The sequence below is a fragment of the Domibacillus enclensis genome, assembly GCF_900156125.1.
In the GTDB taxonomy this organism is placed as follows: Bacteria; Bacillota; Bacilli; order Bacillales; family Domibacillaceae; genus Domibacillus; species Domibacillus enclensis.
In genome coordinates this window covers 53711-73838 of record NZ_FTLX01000003.1, presented here as the reverse complement: position 1 = coordinate 73838, position 20128 = coordinate 53711, and the positions used below count along the sequence as shown (strand labels likewise).

18 protein-coding genes are annotated in these 20128 nt (G+C 47.7%); 2 read left to right on the top strand and 16 right to left on the bottom strand.

Annotated elements, in window-relative coordinates:
• Positions 1–72 precede the first annotated feature (72 nt).
• From BW952_RS07100 to BW952_RS07060, 9 genes are all read right to left on the bottom strand, one after another.
• Positions 73–1566, bottom strand: coding sequence for a nicotinate phosphoribosyltransferase (locus BW952_RS07100; RefSeq protein WP_414735819.1), 1494 nt, complete (start codon positions 1564–1566; stop codon positions 73–75).
• Positions 1567–1651: 85 nt separating this feature from the next.
• A complete protein-coding gene (locus BW952_RS07095) occupies positions 1652–2950 on the bottom strand; it encodes a hemolysin family protein (RefSeq protein ID WP_045851599.1) in 1299 nt (432 codons plus the stop codon).
• Positions 2951–3071: 121 nt separating this feature from the next.
• On the bottom strand, positions 3072–4307 hold the full coding sequence (locus BW952_RS07090; protein ID WP_052698488.1) for a polysaccharide deacetylase family protein: 1236 nt from the start codon (positions 4305–4307) through the stop codon (positions 3072–3074).
• Between the two features lie 95 nt (positions 4308–4402).
• Positions 4403–5785: a cobyrinic acid a,c-diamide synthase CobB gene (locus tag BW952_RS07085; protein ID WP_045851600.1), complete on the bottom strand. Its 1383-nt coding sequence runs from the start codon at positions 5783–5785 to the stop codon at positions 4403–4405.
• 76 nt (positions 5786–5861) lie between these two features.
• Positions 5862–6377, bottom strand: a complete 516-nt coding sequence (locus BW952_RS07080; protein WP_045851601.1) for a PepSY domain-containing protein — start codon at positions 6375–6377, stop codon at positions 5862–5864.
• Between the two features lie 92 nt (positions 6378–6469).
• Positions 6470–7018, bottom strand: a complete 549-nt coding sequence (locus tag BW952_RS07075; RefSeq protein ID WP_052698489.1) for a PepSY domain-containing protein — start codon at positions 7016–7018, stop codon at positions 6470–6472.
• Positions 7015–8400, bottom strand: a complete 1386-nt coding sequence (locus BW952_RS07070; protein ID WP_052698490.1) for a sensor histidine kinase — start codon at positions 8398–8400, stop codon at positions 7015–7017. The genes BW952_RS07075 and BW952_RS07070 overlap by 4 nt, the downstream gene beginning before the upstream one ends.
• Entirely contained in the window at positions 8397–9065 is a 669-nt protein-coding gene (locus tag BW952_RS07065; RefSeq protein WP_045851602.1) for a response regulator transcription factor, read from the bottom strand. The genes BW952_RS07070 and BW952_RS07065 overlap by 4 nt, the downstream gene beginning before the upstream one ends.
• 81 nt (positions 9066–9146) lie before the next feature.
• A complete protein-coding gene (locus tag BW952_RS07060; protein ID WP_076496244.1) occupies positions 9147–9989 on the bottom strand; it encodes a TetR/AcrR family transcriptional regulator in 843 nt (280 codons plus the stop codon).
• A gap of 179 nt (positions 9990–10168) precedes the next feature.
• Here BW952_RS07060 and BW952_RS07055 point away from each other — a divergent pair, with 179 nt between their 5' ends.
• Positions 10169–11644 (top strand): DHA2 family efflux MFS transporter permease subunit, encoded by a 1476-nt coding sequence (locus BW952_RS07055; RefSeq protein WP_045851604.1) that lies wholly within the window; start codon positions 10169–10171, stop codon positions 11642–11644.
• A 248-nt stretch (positions 11645–11892) separates the two neighbouring features.
• On the opposite strand, the gene BW952_RS07050 is transcribed toward BW952_RS07055, so the two are convergent.
• The 4 genes from BW952_RS07050 to BW952_RS07035 form a co-directional block, all read right to left on the bottom strand.
• Positions 11893–12348 carry a DinB family protein gene (locus tag BW952_RS07050; protein WP_045851605.1) on the bottom strand — a complete coding sequence of 152 codons (456 nt, stop codon included), beginning with the start codon at positions 12346–12348 and terminating at the stop codon, positions 11893–11895.
• Positions 12349–12385: 37 nt separating this feature from the next.
• On the bottom strand, positions 12386–13756 hold the full coding sequence (locus BW952_RS07045) for a sigma-54 interaction domain-containing protein (RefSeq protein WP_045851606.1): 1371 nt from the start codon (positions 13754–13756) through the stop codon (positions 12386–12388).
• A gap of 63 nt (positions 13757–13819) precedes the next feature.
• Positions 13820–14593, bottom strand: coding sequence for a 3-hydroxybutyrate dehydrogenase (locus tag BW952_RS07040; protein ID WP_045851607.1), 774 nt, complete (start codon positions 14591–14593; stop codon positions 13820–13822).
• Positions 14594–14609: 16 nt separating this feature from the next.
• Positions 14610–16025 (bottom strand): GntP family permease, encoded by a 1416-nt coding sequence (locus tag BW952_RS07035; RefSeq protein ID WP_045851608.1) that lies wholly within the window; start codon positions 16023–16025, stop codon positions 14610–14612.
• A gap of 241 nt (positions 16026–16266) precedes the next feature.
• Between BW952_RS07035 and BW952_RS07030 the strand changes: the two genes are divergently transcribed.
• Positions 16267–17544, top strand: coding sequence for a lysine N(6)-hydroxylase/L-ornithine N(5)-oxygenase family protein (locus BW952_RS07030; protein WP_045851609.1), 1278 nt, complete (start codon positions 16267–16269; stop codon positions 17542–17544).
• Between the two features lie 22 nt (positions 17545–17566).
• On the opposite strand, the gene BW952_RS07025 is transcribed toward BW952_RS07030, so the two are convergent.
• From BW952_RS07025 to BW952_RS07015, 3 genes are all read right to left on the bottom strand, one after another.
• Positions 17567–18235 carry a CAP domain-containing protein gene (locus BW952_RS07025; protein ID WP_045851610.1) on the bottom strand — a complete coding sequence of 223 codons (669 nt, stop codon included), beginning with the start codon at positions 18233–18235 and terminating at the stop codon, positions 17567–17569.
• A gap of 230 nt (positions 18236–18465) precedes the next feature.
• Entirely contained in the window at positions 18466–18954 is a 489-nt protein-coding gene (locus BW952_RS07020; RefSeq protein WP_045851611.1) for an amidase domain-containing protein, read from the bottom strand.
• A 356-nt stretch (positions 18955–19310) separates the two neighbouring features.
• Positions 19311–20078 (bottom strand): IclR family transcriptional regulator, encoded by a 768-nt coding sequence (locus BW952_RS07015; protein WP_045851612.1) that lies wholly within the window; start codon positions 20076–20078, stop codon positions 19311–19313.
• Positions 20079–20128: the final 50 nt, after the last annotated feature.

Sequence of the window (20128 nt, the reverse complement as noted above, 5' to 3'; positions counted from 1 at the left end):
TTATAATCGTTGTTTTGCACAGGGGCAAAGAATACACGAAAAAACGACACCATTTTTGGCGCCGTTTTTGACTTACACCTGCTGTTTTGGCTGCACTTTAGCCGATTCGATATTTTTCATTTTATTGTCCCAGCATTGCTGGCTTAAATCCACAGGATATTCTTCTGGATTCAAAGCCCGCTTGTATTCGTTCCACAGCAAAGATAAATTTCCCTCTGTCCGTTTTCGAATGGAGTCAATGTCAGGAAGCTCGTACAGACGCACACCGTTTAAAAAAATCAGCTCATGAAGCTCGCGCGCTTCAAAATCGGTCACGAACTTGCTGACGAACGTATGAACCGGATGAAACATTTTAAGCCGCTCTGCATGCTGTGGATCTTCTTCATCCATTGCAATATAGTCGCCCTCTGCTTTTCCGTTCAATTTATTCACAATTCGGTACACCCGTTTTAATCCGGGTGTGGTGACTTTTTCCGGGTTCGCTGACAGCTTGATCGTATCTGTCATCCCGCCTTCATCATCTTCAATGGAGACAAGCTTATAAACCGCTCCAAGAGCAGCCTGGTCATAGGCCGTAATCACTTTTGTGCCGATTCCCCACACATCTATTTTGGCACCCTGTGCTTTTAAATTCATAATCGTGTACTCATCCAAATCATTAGAAGCGACAATATGGGCCTGCGGAAAGCCGGCTTCATCCAGCATTTTCCGTGCTTCCTTTGATAAATAGGCCATGTCTCCGCTGTCAAGGCGAATGCCAATAAAATTGATTTGGTTACCAAGCTCTTTTGCGACGCGAATGGCTGCCGGCACTCCGGACTTGAGCGTGTCATAAGTATCGACTAAAAACACACAGTCGCGGTGCCGCTCCGCATATTTATGAAAAGCTTTATATTCATCCTTATATGTCTGAACGAGTGCATGCGCATGGGTCCCTGAAACCGGAATGCCAAACAGCTTGCCAGCCCGGACGTTGCTTGTGGCATCAAACCCGCCGATATACGCGGCACGTGTTCCCCACACAGCTGCATCCATTTCATGGGCCCGTCGCGATCCGAATTCCATCGCCGTTTCATCCCCCAGCACTTGCTTGATACGGGATGCTTTTGTCGCAATCAATGTTTGATAGTTCACAATGTTAAGCAGTGCGGTTTCCACAATCTGCGCTTCTGCCAGAGGTGCTTCAATGCGCAGGATCGGCTCATTTGCAAAAACAAGCTCGCCCTCCCGCATGCTCTTTAACGTCCCGGTAAAGGTCATATCCTGTAAATAAGCTAAAAAATCGTCAGGATAGCCAATTTCCTTTAAGTAGTTAATATCGCTGCTGGTAAAATGAAATTCTTCTAAATAGTCGACAATTTTTTCTAAGCCGGCAAAAACACCATAGCCGTTTCCAAACGGCAATTTGCGAAAATACAGTTCAAATACGGCTTTTTTTGTATGGATGCCATCATGCCAGTACGTTTCGGCCATATTAATCTGGTACAGGTCAGTATGCAAGGCAAGGCTGTCGTCTTCATATCGTGACATTGTTTTTACTCCCTTTGCTTTTCCATCGTTTTTCATTCCTATCATCCTACACCTTTTTGACCGTTCAGGCAATAGCCGGCACCGCTGTTCGCCTCTCTCTTTCCGACAAAAAAAGCAGCCATTACGGCCGCTTTTTCGCTTCTATATACAGAATGTGATGGTCCTCCATCTCGTTAATGGTAAACACCCATTCATCTGTTTCAAGCTGGTCACGGACAGCCGCATCAATTTTCTCGGTTAAAAACCAGCCACCGAGTGTATCAATATCCTCGTCACTAAGTTCTGTTCCAAGCAATCCATTGACTTCTCCAATTAACACTTTTGCACTGAGAAGATAATGGCCGTCGTTGACTTTTCGGATTTCCGCGATTTCGTCCGTGTCATATTCATCCCGAATTTCGCCGACGATCTCTTCGAGTATGTCCTCTACTGTAACGAGGCCGGACGTTCCGCCATATTCATCAATTAACACGGCCATGTGGGTTTGCTCTTTTTGCATTTTCACAAGCAGATCGTGAATGAGCATGTTTTCAAAAACCCGGATGACCGGCTTAATAAACTGCCGAAGCGGTTCTTTTTTCGGTATCGGCTTTTCTTTTACAGCAACACTTAAAATCTCTTTGAAGTTCACAATTCCAATGACGTTGTCTTTATCCCCGTCAATCACAGGATAACGCGTATACTTTTCTTCTTTGATGACAGCCAGGACTTCTTCGAGCGAATCCTCAACGGATAAGCTCACCATCTCGGTACGCGGCACCATTATTTCTTTTGCAAGGCGCTCATCAAATTCAAAAATATTGTTTACATACTTCAGCTCATTTTGATTGATTTCACCGCTCTTGTAGCTTTCTGACAGCAGCATCCGCCACTCTTCCTCAGTATGAACAGCATCGTGCTCCCCTGTCATCTTTAATCCAAATAAGCCGGTGATAAAACGGGCGGATCCATTTAATGCCCAGATAAACGGGTACATGATCCGGTAAAACCAGATCAGCGGCATCGCCAGAGCCAGTGTAACGGCTTCTGCTTTTTGAATCGCTACCGTTTTCGGTGCCAGCTCCCCGACCACTACATGAAGAAACGTGACAATTGAAAAAGCAATCACAAACGATAAAAGTGACGTAACCGATGAAGCCAGCTCAAACCGGTCTATCAGCGGATGCAGCAGTGCTTCTACCGTCGGCTCTCCAATCCAGCCAAGTCCGAGAGCCGTTATCGTAATGCCCAGCTGGCAGGCAGATAAGTATTCATCCAAGTGAGTGGTGACACGCTGCACAGCTAAAGCACCAGGCTTGCCTTCTTCTACAAGCTGGTCCACACGCGATGCTCTCATTTTGACAATCGCAAACTCTGCTGCCACAAAAAAAGCGGTTAGGGCAATGAGCAGGGCAATGCCAACTAAATTTACAATCTCCAATGACAGGCTCCAGGTATCGGAGCGTCCACCTCCTATGTACAATCATCTTTTTCCTTATCATACCACGTCGTTCTCTCATTTAACAAAAAAACCAGTCTGGCGCATGCCAGACTGGTTTTGTTCAAAGCTCACTTACGGTAACAAACCGAAAGCCCTGTTTTTCAAGATCCGTTATAAGTTGATCCAATGCCTCTGCAGTCGTTTGATGAATGTCATGCATTAAAACAATCGAACCATTTTTCGCTTCTTTTTTGACAACGGAGCAGATGGCTTTTGGGTCGTGTGATTTCCAGTCAAGTGTATCGATCGTCCAAAGCAGCGGCTTTTGGCCGATCACTTCATTGACAGTATCATTCGTTGCGCCATAAGGCGGGCGGACAGCGATCGGTGACACGCCGGCAGCCTGTTCCACTTGTGCTGCTGTATGATCCAGCTCATTTTTCACTTTTTCCTGTGAAAGCTTCGTAAAGTCCGGATGACTCCAGGAATGATTGCCGACTTCATGTCCTTCCTGAACGATTTTGTCTACCAGCTCCGGGTACCGCTCCACCCGGTTGCCAAGAACGAAAAAGGTCGCTTTTGCGTGATGTTTTTTCAGCGTCTTTAAAATCGCTTCTGTACTAGAGGGATTCGGCCCATCATCAAATGTCAGCGCAATTTTCTTTTCACTGTTGTCCTTCACGGCGGCTGCAGCAAAATCGAGGCGGTTGCGCCATTCCTTTTGAACAAACGGAGCGGCTTTCACCATCGGCACGCGGGAATCCTCACCGGTTTTTTGGCCTTGAACGATCATATTTTGTTCCTGAATGTATAAAACGGAACTTTTGATTGCTTCAGGCAGTTGCAGCGCCGTGGACGCTTTTTCGCTGTTGATAAACAAGCCTTCAGTTGACGTAACAGCCGGCTCCTGCAGATCAATGAGAAACGACTCTGTTTCAGCGTATGTATGGTGTGCGGTTAAGTATACTTTTTCAGTAAATAAAATAGAATAAACGTCACGGCCGGCTGGAATTATTTCAAATGACACGGACAGCGAGGCGGGTTCTTTTTTCAGCTTTTTCGCATCGATTTTTTGCACTTCTGTAAAAAATGCCGCTTCTTTTTGCTTCATATATTGTTCAAATGAATCATTTAATTCCTTATGTTGGACAGCAGGGTACTGAAAAACGAGCTTGTACTCTTTTTCTGCTGCTTCTTTTGTTTTGATTTCAATTCCCTCGTACGGCGATTTCACAGTGGTTGTTGCCCAAACCATTTCATCCTGGCTGACGGCTGTCACAATTAAATTCACCGCCACCATTGCCAGCAGCAATGAAATGCTCGCGAGCAGGACGATAATGGCTTTTGTATTCTTCATAATATCCCCTACAATAACGCTTTTTTTGGATGCACCTTCCATTTATTATTGTAAACAAACAGATACTATAATACAATACTTTTACGAAAAAATGGTTATTTTTTTGTCATGTTTTTCCTCTGGCGCTGATAGGCCCGTGCCGCCTCAACAAAAGCGGCCGGCACTGCCGGGTTTGAAGGGAAATACAAATGCGCATAGCCGGCGATTGCATTAAAAACAAGGCATCCATCCGCCTTTTCGCCAAATCGGCTTTTCGATTGAAAAGCGGGCTCCAGCTCCTCCTGCTGCTCAAACATGGAGTAATGAAATTCGTGCCCCTTCAGACTTAGCCCTTCCGGTAGCCATGCTCCATTCATCGAGGTTAATTCACGATACCCGAGAGCCACGCGTGTTGATTTCATGATCGTTTTTCCTTTAATCAGGCCGCACATGGAGTGAAAACGGCCGTCGATCGTCACCAGCTCTTCCGTTAAATACATAAACCCTCCGCATTCCGCTAAAGCCGGCATGCCGCCTGAAATAACCGCCCGAATCGACTCTTTCACTTCACATTGAGCGGCCAGGCCAGGTGCAAATTCTTCAGGGAAGCCGCCGCCAATATACAGGGCATCCGCCTCTGATGGAACTGGCTCGCCAGCAAGAGGAGAAAAAAAACGAAGTTCTGCGCCCGATGCTCGAAGCATGTCAAAATTCTCTTCATAATAAAAATGAAAGGCGGCATCCTTTGCCACAGCAATGGTTACAGGGCTGCCCTGTTTTTCATCAAAGAAACCGGTCGGTTCAGCATGGATCTCCGGTGCTTCCGCGCACTGAAGCAGAAGATCAAGGTCGATTGTTTGCTCAGCCGCATCCGCCAGCGATTGAAAAAACGGATGTAAATCGCCGCGCTCAACAGCCGGAACAAGTCCGAGATGACGCTCGGGCACATGAATGCCGGGCATCTTCAGCAGGTGCCCTACGACCGGGATGCCGCACTCCTGCATCACCGCTGCTTCGATCATGCGAAAGTGCCCGTCGCTGCCAGTTTTATTGGCAAGCACCGCCACAATCTGACCGGGCGCCATTGCCTGGAATCCTTTTACCATAGCGGCCGCGCTGCGGGCTGTTCCGGACGCATCAATAACAAGCAGAACGGGTGCCTCAAGCAAAGCGCTGATGTGAGACGTGCTGCCTTCGTTGCTGAGCGGGTCCTTTCCGTCAAACATGCCCATGACACCTTCTATAATAGAAATATCCGCATCCTTTGATGTACGGGCAAAAATATCCTTCATCGTATCGGCGTCACCCATCCAGCTGTCCAAATTGCGTGACTGCCTTTTGCATATTGCCGTATGGTAGGTGGGGTCAATGTAATCCGGGCCGCACTTAAATGGCTGGACGGTCAAACCACGGCGGTTCAGCGCTCCGAGCAGCGCTAATGTCGCCGTTGTTTTTCCGGCACCGCTTCCTGTGCCGGCAATAATGAATCGTTTTGGCATATTGTTACACTCTCCTTCGTCATTCAATAATGGCAGTTATCCACCTCTTTTTACAAGCAAAAAAAACAGCCCCGGATTAATCATCCAGGTCTGTTTCTCCTATCACAACTTCACCTGTTGTGCCGTTGACATATACGTCCGTTTCTTTTTGACCGTCACGGATTTCCATTTCGTAAAAGCCGTCGTCAAGCTCGATGTCCTTTACACTGCCTTTTACTTGCTTTTGTGCAGCGGCAACCGCTTCATCCTGAGTGACCGTCACGTTCGCATTGGCGCTTTGATCGTCATCCATATCATCGTCATCGTCATCCCGTTCTTTTTTCAAAATGTCGCCTGAATTCCCATCGATATCTACGTCAAAGCCGTTTGTATCTATCTCGTACACAGCACCCGTGAAATCGCGATCAAGCTCGATGCTTTCAACAGTTGAATTGGTTTCTTTTTCCGCAATCGCTTTGGCTTCCTCCATCGTTACTTTCGCATCAAGTCCCGGAACCTCTGCTTGAATTTTATCGTTTTGCACACCACAGAGAACGCCTCCGCCTAAAAGACCTACCGTTAAAAAGCTGCCTGCAATCGTTGTTTTCTTCATTTTGTTTTCCTCCTTGTTTTTCTTTCTTGCTTTTATCATAACCAGGCAAGATGAGAAAAAAGGGAGGAGAAAATGAGAGTTTCATGAGAACGTTAGTCGTCCCATGAAATCGAGGCGATTTCTCCCGACACGGTGTTTACCTGCACCGTTGCTTCTTCACCGTTTTCTGCGTCAATATCCACAATGTAAAAGCCGGTTTCTTCTTCATCACCGAGCTCTATATCATCGATCACGCCAGGCACCTTCGCAAGCGCAATCTGGCCAGCTTCTTCAGGAGTGAGCTGCTTTGCTTCTTCACGAGAAAATGACTGTTCTTTTGACAGCTCCGGTTCTTCTCCTGAGGAAGCCTCTTCCTCCGCGGCGGATTCTGCTTCTTCTTCCAACGAGCGGTTCATGTCAACCACTTCCCCCGTTTCCGGATCCACTGATAATTCATACGCTCCCTGTGCCGGCACTTCAATCGTATACGTAAACAAACCATTTTGCTCATCTGATTTGATAACCGTTCCACTGTATTGACGGGCAATCTGCTCACCCGTTTCTGCCATCGTCGCAGGGGGGGTTTGAGCATTCCGGTAAAAGAAAAAGGCAAGCACTGCCAGGACAATCACAGCAGCAGCGGCAACTCCTTTTGTTTTCATCTCGAATCCTCTCCTTTTTCTTTCAGTATAGCGGGAGAAAATGAGAATTCGCTAAGAGTTAAAATAGCAGTTGTTCCTGTTCCTTCTTCACTTTCAATTCGCACCTCCGCATGAATCGCTTCTGCGAGCTCTTTCGCCAGTGACAGCCCGAGGCCGAATCCGCCTGTTTTGCGCGATCGTGCTTTGTCAACACGGTAAAACCGGTCAAACACCTTTGCGATATCCTCGTCCGGAATGCCGATTCCCCGGTCCACTACACGAATATGCGGATGCTGCACCTCGATGCGAAGATCCTTTTCCGAATACTTTCTCGCGTTATCTAAGAAAATATAAAGCAGCTGCCGGAGCTTGGCTGGATCAGTCTCGATAGAAAACGGTTCAATCAATTGAACATGGACAGGGCGCTTATATGCTTTTGCAAACGAATCAGCCGCTTCTTGGATAAATGGGCCCACATCCAGCTCTTCCGGCTGAACATCCCACACTTCTCCTCTTCTCGCAAGTGTCAGCAGCTGCTGAGTCAGCTCTTTCATACGGATGGCTTCTTCGTGAATGGCTTCGACGGATTCATCAAATAAGTCTGGCCGCTCCTTGCCGTGCCGTTTCAGCAAATTGGCGTACGATTCCACAACCGTCAAGGGCGTTTTCAGCTCATGAGAGGCATTTTGAACAAACGATTCCTGCTTGCGGTAATTTTCTTCAAGCAAGTCCATCATCTCATTAAACGTAATCGCCATTTCCTGCAGTTCATCGTGGCGCTTTTCGTTTGTTTGAATTCGTTCATACGTGCCGTTTTGTCGAATCCGCCGCATTGTTTCGGTCATTTTCTCTACTGGATTTGAAATAATGGCACTGAGAATGCGGGCGGAAAAAAGAGCAGGAATGACCGAGATGACCGCCGCCAGAATGAGAATCAGCCGTAAAATGGCCAAGATCCGTTCCGTTGCCTGCAGACCCTCCATTCGCTCAAGTGAAGCCACTTCGCCGCCCCGCCATATGATCGGAACAGCCACCCGCGCATAAGCTGTTCCTCCTTCCTCGACGATCGACCGGCTTTCTCCTCTTTCAAAAACGGCCTCGCGCTCTCTCAAGGCGGCTGCATCGGCTGAAATCGATACCCCATCAACCGCTCCATCCGGCAGGACCACCCGCACCATTCCGTCTGCCGGCGTATAGGCCCTGAGAAGCTCACTGCTCGTAATGGATTGCGCCGGATTTGAAATGCCGCCGGCCATCCGTGCGGCGTTATCAGCCGCCCTTTCCATATCTGCTTCCTTCAGCATGTACGAAGCAGCTGAATAAATGGCCGTATTCATGACGATCACAATGACCACAACGAGGACGCTTGTACCGAGGTGGATTTTGTTTTTCAGCCTCATCATTCTTTTAGCACATAGCCGACGCCGCGAACCGTTTGAATGAGCGCTCTGTCAAACGGCTTATCCACTTTGTTTCGCACGTAGCGGATATAAACGTCTACCACATTGGTGTCTCCGTAATAATCATAGCCCCACACTCCGTCAAGAAGCTGTTCTCTCGATAAAACGTGGCGCTTGTTTTTCAGCAAGTAAAGAAGCAATTCGTACTCACGAGGCGTTAAGTCGATCAGCTGGCCCGCCCGTGTCACTTCGCGCGCTTCTTCGTTTACAGTCAGATCCGCCGCTGCAAGGGTTGTGGCGGGAACGGCTTTGCGAAGAGCCGCCCTGACCCTGGCCAGCAGCTCCTCCATATCAAACGGCTTCGTCACGTAATCGCTGGCGCCAAGATCCAGACCGCTTACTTTATCTGCTATTTCATCTTTTGCGGTCAGCATAATGACCGGAACGTCGCTACCCTGCCGGATCCGGCGCAGCACACTCATTCCATCCATGCCCGGAAGCATGACATCCAGCAGCACAAGATCATACTCGCCTTCCCGAAATGCGGACAAGGCATCAAGCCCATCCAGCACTTTTTTCGTTTCATACCCTTCATGCTCAAGCTCAAGTTCAAGCACACGGGCAATCCGCTCTTCATCTTCTACAATTAATATTTTTTCTCCACTCATGCTACCGCCCTCCTGTTCATTCATTATCCTGTGAACAGCCACGTTTTGTCCAAAAAAAAGACAACCCTCTTTAAGGTCGTCTTATGCATCCGTATCAAAAAAATCATTCATCAGCCGAACCAGCTCTTTATTTTGAGGAATTTCTTTTGCGACCGTTTCCATAATCAGCCGGCGCGGAGCTTCCTCTCTCACTTCATCCTGCAAAAAAACAAGCAGCTGATCCGTCCGTTTGTCCGCCTTTGTTTGCATGGCTCCGATTTCTTGAAGAAGCTTGCTTTTTTTTCGTTCCTGCTCCTGCAATTCATTCGGCTGCCATTTTTCCAGCAAACGTGTATCCAGCAGTACATCCTTTGACACGGTGATCTCATCCACTGCTGCATCAACCCGGCGCATAGCGTATGAAATCACGTCCTCCACTTTTACATTTTCTTCAATTGCAATCACAAAGTGAAGCATGTTTTGAATAATGCCGAACATAACGACGGCGAGATCCAGCGAAAACGCACGGATGCGCATTCCGTACACCTCTATTAGCCTTCTTTGCATCCAGCGCAGTTCATTCAAATGATGCTGCTTGACGAATTTTTTCAACTCTTCGTCCTCAGAGGCAAATACACCTTGAAACAAAGCAAAGAGATTGTTTCGTTTATTCACTTCCATTTTCACTTTGACCTGCTCAATAAAGACTTCTTTATCTTGAACAGGACGCCCTGCGATCACTTCCTGCCGAAGCTGGTCGGTTTCTGAATGAATCTTTTCAAAAATGCTGATTAACAGTTCATTTTTTGATGGGAAATAATTATAAAAGGTACCTTTTGAAATAGCGCTTTTTTCCAAAATATCTTGTATGGACGTTGCGGCGTACCCTTTTTCGATAAACAAAGAATGCGCGGCTTCCATTACCTTCTTCTTTCGTTCATTCAATCGATGCACATCCTTTTTGAACTATCAGTCTAATCCGAGATTACTTTAAAAATACTTTTATTTCAACACTTTAAAAGAAACCGTCATTTATTTGTTGATTTTTTTGGACAACCGGTATATTATAAATACCTGTTGGAACAAGAGTATAAATATTGAACCTATAGTATGGTACTGGAGGAATGACCTTGAACACACATGGAGGACTTGATAAGCCGCCTTATGCAATGATTGCTATTTTGTTTGTCGGCGCGTTTGTTTCCCTTTTAAATGAAACACTTTTGAATGTGGCGCTTCCGTCTATTATGAACGAATTTGACGTATCCGCCTCAGCCGTTCAATGGCTGTCGACGGGATATATGCTCGTGAACGGCATCCTGATCCCGGCCAGTGCGTTTTTTATTCAAAAATTCACTAACCGGAATTTATTTATTACAGCCATGATTTTATTTACAGCAGGGTCGGTGCTCGCCACACTGTCACCTACATTTAGTGTGCTTCTTGCCGCTCGAATGATTCAAGCGTCCGGCTCCGCTATAATGATGCCGCTTTTAATGAACGTGATGCTGGCAAGCTTCCCGGTCGAGCGGCGCGGAGCAGCGATGGGCATTTTCGGCCTTGTGATGATTACTGCGCCTGCCATCGGTCCAACGCTTTCCGGCTGGCTCATTGAGCACTATTCATGGCGCACACTGTTTGACGTTGTGATTCCGATTGCGGCGATTACGCTCCTGTTTGCTTTCTTTAAGCTGAAAAACATTACACCGCAGCGGAATATTTCACTGGATGTTCTGTCTCTTGTTTTATCAAGCATCGGCTTTGGCGGTATCCTGTACGGATTCAGCTCTGCCGGTGAGCGGGGCTGGGACTCCATTCACGTCTACGGAGCGATTGCCGCTGGTGTAACCGGACTGGTGTTATTCGTTTTACGCCAAATGAAACTGGAGGAGCCGCTGCTTGAATTCCGCATTTACAAGTATCCGATGTTCGCTCTGTCATCCGCCATTTCAGTCGTTCTTGCGATGGCGATGTTTTCCGCGATGCTGCTTATGCCGATCTATGTTCAAACCATTCGCGGCATTTCACCGCTTGACTCTGGTTTGTTAATGCTGCCGGGTGCCATTGCGATGGGGATTATGTCGCCAATCACCGGCATTTTATTCGATAAATTCGGCGCACGTATTTTAGCAGTCATCGGGCTGTCCATTACGATTTTAACGACGTTTATGTTCAGCAACTTAACGATGGATACGTCTTACGGCTACATTATGTTTATTTACACTCTTCGCATGTTCGGCATGTCGATGGTGATGATGCCGGTGATGACAAACGGGTTAAACCAGCTGCCGCCTGCCATGAATCCTCATGGCACCGCGATGAACAACACCTTACAGCAGGTGTCCGGTGCGGTCGGGTCCGCATTCCTTGTTACACTGATGCAAAACCGGACGAACGCTGAAGCAGAACGCCTGGCCGAATCAGCTGCCGGCGATCCGTCCGCAATGGCAAACATCGCAAATGAAGCCATGCTGAACGGCATTAACTTCTCCTTCACGGTTTCAGTATTCATTGCCATTGTCGCACTGTTCCTTGCTTTCTTTATGAAGCGGGTTACGCCCGTTCAGAAAACCATCAAGCAGGAGCAGTCAGCAGGATAACAACCAGCGCTGACAGGAAGGGTGCTATCGCCGGTATATTTTGATTAGCGCCGATACCGAATAGCCGATCGCCGGTATCATGTAGATACCGGCGATCGGCAGGTGCATACCGGCGTTATATTTATTTTATCGGCGTTAGCCTTTGCTTGATGCCAATGCACCGAATAATTTAACAGCAAAAAAGCCGGATGCCCTGTTAGGCGTCCGGCTTTTTTGCTATTTCTTCACAACCCCGTTTTTGCGCTTGTTCAAATGGTTTTGGACATGCTTTTAATAACACCGGTGTGCAGTCCTTCATGGAACGACACGAATTGCAGCACGGCGTTGACGGTTGTCATTTCAAGCGGCCCGATTGTAACAGACTGAGCGGCCTCTTGTTCGAGCTTGGCTGAGAAGTGGCGTTCGATCCGCCCCACCTGCTCCTTTAACGCCTCTACAATGGCTTCATCCGACGGAATATCCCCCTGCCAGTCTGCCGGGCGTGTGCCTGTTGCGAACAAAGCCTGCCACCCTTCATTTTCCACTACATATGTCGGGTCTGCTTTATGCAAAAGTCCTTCCGCTGACACGAAAATATGTCCGGCATTCCAGCGAATATTATTCGAAGACGTTCCCGGCATTTGATCCCACTTGTCTTTTGGGACGCTGGCAATTGTCCCAAGTGCCGCATTTCGTGTGAAAATAAATTGTTTAATCGATTCCATCTGATCTCCTCCTCAACATAACTTCGACGTCATCTTATCACAAACCGTACTCCCGGCACTTGTCGTAAAGCTTCGTTTTGCCGATTCCGAGCAGGCGGGCAGCTTCTGTTTTATTTGGGGACCTGTTAAGTGCCGCTTTAAATGCCTGCTTTTCTGCCTGCTGGACCGCATGCTTTAACGGAATGATGGCTGTTTCTTCAGTTGATGAACGCTGCTCCATAGCAGGATCGTCCTGCAAATAAAGCGGAAGATGGTTCATTCGAATGACGGTCCCATCCATCACATTCACAGCTCTTTCTAATATATTTTCAAGCTCGCGTATATTGCCTGGCCAGCTGTGAAGAAGGAGACGGTTTTTTGCTTCCAATGAAAGCGTCAGCTGCGGACGGTCAAATGCGCGGGCCAGCTTTTTTAATAAAACGGCTGCCAGCAGGGGGAGATCCTTTTTGCGCTCTGCCAGCGACGGCACATCAATTTTCATCACGTTCAAGCGGTAATAGAGATCCTCGCGAAAAGTACCTTCCTTCACCATTGCCTCTAAATCCCGGTGCGTGGCGGCAATAATCCGGACATCAATCGGCTTCGTTTCCTGTCCGCCAACCCGTTCAATCTCTTTTTCCTGCAAAACACGGAGCAGCTTGCTTTGCATGGCGAGCGGCATATCCCCGATTTCATCGAGAAAAATAGTGCCTCTATGTGCCAGCTCAAATTTCCCTTTGCTGCCGCCTTTTTTTGCGCCCGTAAACGCGCCTTCCTCATAGCCGAACAGCTCCGATTCCAAAAGCTGTTCGGGAATAGAAGCAGAATTTACACGCACAAACGGGAACGCACATCTACTGCTTGCACCGTGAATGGCATGAGCAAACAGTTCTTTGCCCGTACCGGACTGCCCGGTAAGGAGCACAGCTGACTGACTGGAGGACACTCGCTCCGCCAGCTGCTTCGCCTGCAAAAACACCTCCGTCTCCCCAGCCAGATCGTGAAAGCTGTATTTGCTTTTTAATTCATTGGCGAAGCGCTTTTTATAATAATCAAGCTCTTCGATTAATGGCTGAACTTTGTTCGAATATGCCATCCAATCCGCTGCATTACGGAACATGACGGCGCCAACCGCTCCGACGAGTTCTCCCCCTATGTATAAAGGATGCCGGTTGGCAATCATTTCACTGCCTTTAATCGTGTGGATGGAGGCGATTTCCGCATGGGCTGTTTTTGCCACAATGTGCATGCGTGTATTTTCGATGACGTCGCGGACGTTTTGGCCAAGCGCAGCTTCCTGCGTTGTGCCCAAATAATCACAGTACGCCTCGTTTATAAACAGCACGATGCCTTCTCTGTCCACCACTACGACCCATTCAGCCGCCAGATTGATAATTTCCTCCAGCCAATCATAAGGAAGCTTTTTCATGATAAACCTCCTCTTTTTTACGTCTATCTTATCAAAAAAAGCCGCCTGTAAGGCAGCTTTCGCTTATTGAACCGTATAACCCCCGTCAAGTACAACAGCCTGGCCGGTCACACCTTTCGCTTTGTCACTGCACAAAAACAGCGCATAATCAGCGATTTCTTCTACAGCCAGCAGCCGCCTTTGCGGAACGAGCGGGTAAATCACTTCTTCCAGTACGCGTTCCAGCGGCACATTCCGGGTTTTCGCCAAATCTTCAAACTGACCGCGTACAAGCGGTGTGTCGACATATCCCGGGCAAAGCGCATTAACGGTAATGCCGTGTGCGGCTGCTTCTAGAGCAGCCACTTTTGTTAAGCCGATCACTCCATGCTTCGCGCTGTTGTAGCCTGCCTTCCCGGCAAAGCCAATCATTCCATTGATCGACGCCATATTCAGAATGCGGCCATAGCCTTGTTTTTTCATAATCGGCAGTACATGCTTGATCGCAGTAAAAGGCGCCGTCAGCATAATATTCACAAGAAGCTCAAACCGGTCTGTCGCAAAATCCTCAAGCGGCGCCACATGCTGCATACCTGCGTTGTTAATTAAAATATCAAGCGAACCAAACGTCTCTACCGCGTACTGAATGCTTTTCTTCACCTGTTCTTCCTTCGTAACATTACACACATGAAACACCGCAGTAAGCCCCTGCTCTTTCAGCTGAGCGGCCGCTCGTTCGCCTGCTTCCTCGTTCAGATCCGTTATGACCACACGGACGCCTTCTTTTGCAAAAGAGCGCGCGAGTTCAAGGCCAATGCCGCTCGCGGCCCCTGTAATAAGCGCTGTTTTTTTGTTCATTGATTGTACCTCCTCATTATACTAATCCTGTCATGCTGTAAATGAAAATAATAAAGAACACGGCAATGGTTTTAATAATCGTGATCGCAAAAATGTCCCGGTACGACTGGCGGTGCGTCAGACCGGTGACCGCTAGCAGCGTAATAACGGCTCCATTGTGCGGCAGCGTATCCATCCCTCCAGACGCCATTGAAATAACCCGGTGCATCACCTCAGGGTCAATATTGTATACCGTAATCGCTTCCATATATTTGTCTGACATTGCACTAAGCGCAATGCCCATCCCGCCTGATGCCGATCCGGTGATTCCGGCAAGTGTCGTCGTTGTGACAGCGCCGTTCACAAGCGGATTCGTAAACGTATCAGAAATGCCTTTGCTGACAATCGAGAAGCCAGGCAGTGAGGAGATGACACCGCCAAATCCATACTCCGCGCCTGTATTCATCGCCGCAAGCAGGGCCCCGCCGATCGCTGTATTAATTCCTGTTTGAAAATTCACTTCCACCCGCTTCCAATTGTAAAAAAGCGCTGCGATGATACCGGTTAAAAGAGCCATTTCCACCGACCAGATGGCCAGCACAGATGGAAGCTCCACCTTTCCGAATGCTCCAAGACCGATCGCTTCGAAATCAAAGCCGTCCGGATACCAGCGCGGCAGTGTTTCTGTGAAAAATTTATTCATGACAGCGACCAGGACCAGCGGAACAAAGGCAAGAATCTTCCGCCCTGTTGTCGTTTCTTCTTCAATTGCTACCGTCTCATCATCCTCTTCCACAATCTCATGGCTGAGCCCATAATACCCTTCGCCCGCCCTGGCAGCTTTGCGCCGGCGCATTTCGAGGTACAGCATTCCAGCAGTCAGCACGAAAATCGCACCGATAATGCCAAGAACCGGTGCCGCATAGATGTCCGTCTTGAAAAACGTAGTGGGAATGACGTTTTGAATCTGCGGTGTGCCCGGCAGCGCGTCCATCGTAAACGTAAAAGCCCCAAGTGCAATTGTCCCCGGAATAAGCCGCTTCGGAATATTCGCTTCCATAAACATGTTTTTCGCAAATGGGTAAACAGCAAACACAACGACAAACAAGCTAACGCCGCTGTAAGTTAAAATCGCACACATGAGCACAATCGCCAAGATCGCCTGCTTTGCCCCGACCAGCTTCACAATCGTCTTGGCAATCGATTCCGCAATGCCTGACATCTCGACCACCTTGCCGAAAATGGCCCCAAGCAAAAACACAGGAAAATACAATTTTATAAAGCCGACCATTTTTTCCATAAATATATTTGAGAAAAACGGCAGTACGTAGCTTGGCTCTGTCAACAAAACCGCTAACAGCGCACAAATCGGCGCGAACAGAATAACTGAAAAGCCACGGTATGCTGTGAACATCAGTAAGCCCAGTGACAATAAAATGATGACTAAATCCATTTTTCAACCCCCTCAAAGTAAACGCTTACAAATATAAATGCAAGGAGCGTGCCAATGATAAAAGAACGTTCTGACAGCTATTATACAACCCCCTCTTCCGCAAATGCGGAATTCAGCTTCTTTTTCTTTCCGAAAACACGGAAATTCCGTTTTTGCGGAAAAACAGGGCAGGTTTTAAAAAAGAACCGCTACGGGAATTGATAAGAAACCGCCCGATGAAACAGAAAGGAATGACCAATAAATGAAAAAAGACATTTATGATATGTGCGGCATTGGCATTGGCCCCTTTAACCTGGGGATGGCCGCACTTGCTGAAGGAACAGCTTTAAACGCAGTCTTTTTAGAGAAAAAGGAAGCTTTCGACTGGCACCCGGGTATGCTTCTTAATGGCAGTGATTTACAGGTCCCCTTTTTAGCCGACCTCGTCACATTTGCCGATCCGACCAGTCCCTTTACATTTTTAAATTATTTGCATCAAAAAAACCGCTTATATGCCTTTTTCTTTTTTCAGCGGCTGGAAATTCCCCGCCGCGAATACAATGAATACGCCAAATGGGTAGCGGGTCAGCTTTCCTCCTGCCGGTTCAGCTCAGAAGCAACCGACGTTCAGTATGTCGATGGCCTGTACAAAATAACCGTTAATCAAAGCGAAACGATTTATGCACGCCACATCGTTTTAGGCACAGGCACAAAACCGATGCTGCCGCCCGGCTTCCATGTGTCTGAAGATGTGATTCATTCCAATTTCTTTTTACAGCATAAAGCACACCTTCAAACAGGGTCCTCCATCGCTGTTGTCGGCTCCGGACAAAGCGCCGCTGAAATCTTTTTAGAGCTGCTCAAGGAAAAGGAAGCACATGGCTACACGCTTTCATGGCTGACCCGGGCCCCTGGTTTTTCACAGCTGGAATCAGGGAAGCTCGGCCAGGAAGTGTTTTCACCGGACTACGTTTCATATTTTAAAACTTTGTCCTACGAAACACGCAAGCAGTCACTTGATGAACTGGAGCATCTGCGCAACGGCATAGACGAAGCAACGCTAAAAGCGATTTATGATGAGCTGTATCATCGCTCGATTTACGGAAAAGATCCGCATGTACATATACAGCCGTTAACAGAAGTGACGGGCTTTGAATCAGGGCAATTACACTGCCGGCAATGGCAAGAAGATACTTCATTTGACCTTCCTGCCGACCGCGTGGTACTGGCCACTGGCTACAAGCCCCACTTGCCTGACTGGTTTAGGAGGATGAAGGAAGAAATATGCTGGGAGGATGATACGTATTTTCAAATCGATGATGCCTACAGAATTGTTTGGAAGGACAACAGAGACAATCATGTCTTTTCATTAACCAATTTGGAAATGGCATCAGGAACAGCCGCAACCAACCTCGGCCTTTCCGTGCGCCGCAACCAGGTGATTCTGAACACGATTGCAGGCGAGGAGCTTTTTCAACTGGAGCAGGAAACCGTCTTTCAACGCTTTTCCGCCTCGCCCACGCAAAAAAGCGGGAAATGATGATCATTTCCCGCCAGCTTTATTATTTCCCAATAAACATTTGTGTCCAGTGGCCATCAACGTAACCGACACCAATATGTGTAAAGTCGGCACTTAAAATATTTTTGCGGTGGCCATCGCTGTTCATCCAGGCTTCCATTACTTCTTCCGGCGTTTGCTGGCCTTTTGCAATGTTTTCACCCGCTGTATTATAGGTAATGCCAAATTGCTTCATCATATCAAATGGCGATCCGTACGTTGGCGACTGGTGAGAAAAGTATCCATTGTCCTTCATATCCTGCGATTTTGCGCGAGCTACTTCACTGAGCTTTGTGTCTAACTGAAGGGCTTGTAATCCTGCTTTCGCCCGTTCTTCATTGACAAGCTTTGCTACTTCCTGCTCAAAAGCATTTACAGAACCAGCGTCTGCTGCTGTTTCTGACGGTGCAGGCGTTTCCTGCTGCGGTGCAGCTTCAGCTGCCGGTGTTGCTGGTGTTTCCTGCTGTGGAGCTGCTTCAGCTGGCGCTTCCTGTTTTGGTGCCTTTTCCTGCTGCTGGACAACTGGCTGCTTCATCTGTTGCGTCTTATATGCTTTATAATGAACCGTTTTCGTCACGTTGCAAGTTGGCGCTGCTGCGTCTGCCTGCCCCGCTCCAAATAGTCCAACGGAAATCAAGCCTGCTACTGCGGCGATGCGTATATTCGTTTTCAAGGTAAAACCTCCTGCGTTTTTTAGTTCTGCCCGGGCTGCGTGATTACTATATCCCGAAACGAACCGCACCCGCAATAGATTTTAGGTTGGAAAATGATAGACTCATTTCATAATGATAGTTTCCTCAATTGTCCATGCAGCGCAGTCCATGCAGTGCCAGTCCTTTCCCCTTTTTTACAAGCAGCACGATTTCCGTGAATATCAAAAGTGTAATCATGCTGTCATAAATGTCACAGCGATGTGTCTTCATGAATATGGAAAAAATAATAACGAATGCCAGATGTATGCGCAGGGGATGTCGAATAACTCCAGTGGCGGTTCCGGCTATTAGCTGTATGGGCATTCACAAGTGGCACCCCTCCCTGGCTGCTTACGACGATGGCCGCATGATCCATTCGTCCATCTCCATCAAAATCATAAATTATCACATCACCCGGCCAGAGCTGATCAGCCGATGATTTTTTTGTTGCTTTTAACCCGCTTTTTGATCCTTCTAAATACCATCTCAATGAATGGGCTACACTCCAGCTGAAGCTCCACGTCCCGCCCCCGATCCACCATCCATTCTCTCTATTTGGATAGCCTCTCATAGGAGCACCCCCTGCCCGAAGACATTGGGATACAAAATTAGTGCAGTCGACAGCAAAGGACGGAAAAGCAGGGTTGCGGCTGTTCCACCAGGTTTGAGCGTACTGAACGGCAGCTTCGCGGTTATACATGTTCATTCCCCCTTTGTACATCGTATGCAAAAAAGGGCATAGAAAAACCGGACTGATGCATTCAGCCCGGTTTTGTTCACTTATAAGGTAACTCACAACGTTTAGTAGATGAAAACTCCATTCATCTCACATTAAACCGCCGCGGTATAATTAATTCTACATTATCGTTTTTGATGTACCTAAACGACCTAAGCCCTGCCTTCTCTTAAGTCCTCGCAGCTCCGAAGCTGCTCCAGTGTGAATAAGTCTAGTCAACACTAGCAGAATGCCAGAATTTGATTAAAACGTTCCAAGTTACGATCTCTCAATGAATTTTTAATTATATCAGCTATTCTTCCCGAAGTCAACACGAGCGATTATCTTTTCCATCCCAGACGCTCAGAGATTTCTTTTCCTGCTTTGATCATTCTTTGTTGCAGCGGAACGAGACGTTCATCTGTCATGCGCAGCGTAGGGCCCGAAATCGATACAGCCGCAGCTACGGTGCCATTGTGATCGAACACCGGCGCCGCAATGCAGCGGATACCAGGCTCATTTTCTTCAAGGTCCAATGCGTATCCATTCTTCTTCACAACGCTTAACTCTTCCAAAAACGCTTCTTTTGTTGTGATCGTGTGCTCTGTATGAACCGGAAGCCCTTTTCGATTAATGATGTCAACGACTTCTGGCACAGGCAAGTAGGCTAAAATCGCTTTTCCAACAGATGTGCAATGAACCGGTGCTCGTTTGCCGACTTTTGAATGCATTCTAAGCGCTTCGTTTCCATCAAGCTTCTCAATGTACACCACTTCCCCCCGGTCATAGACAACCAGGTGCACGACTTCATTCGTCTCCGCTTCCAGCTGGCGAAGAACAGGCTGTGCTTCCGCTCTTACATCAAGTGAATCAAGCAGCTTCGAGCTGACATTTAAAAAAGCATAGCCGATTCTGTACCGTCCCGTTTCCTCATTTTGCTCGATATACCCATACTGCACCAGTGTCGCAAGCGTTCTGAACACAGAGCTTTTATTGATATCCATTTTGTTCGCGATCTCGGTGACACCGAGCCCCGTTTTGGATGAACTGACAAGGCCGATAATATCGAGCGCACGCGCCACGGACTTGACCACATTTTCTCTTTCCATTTCCACTCACCTTCTTGGACAAAGAAAAGCCGGCCGCAGCCAGCTGATCT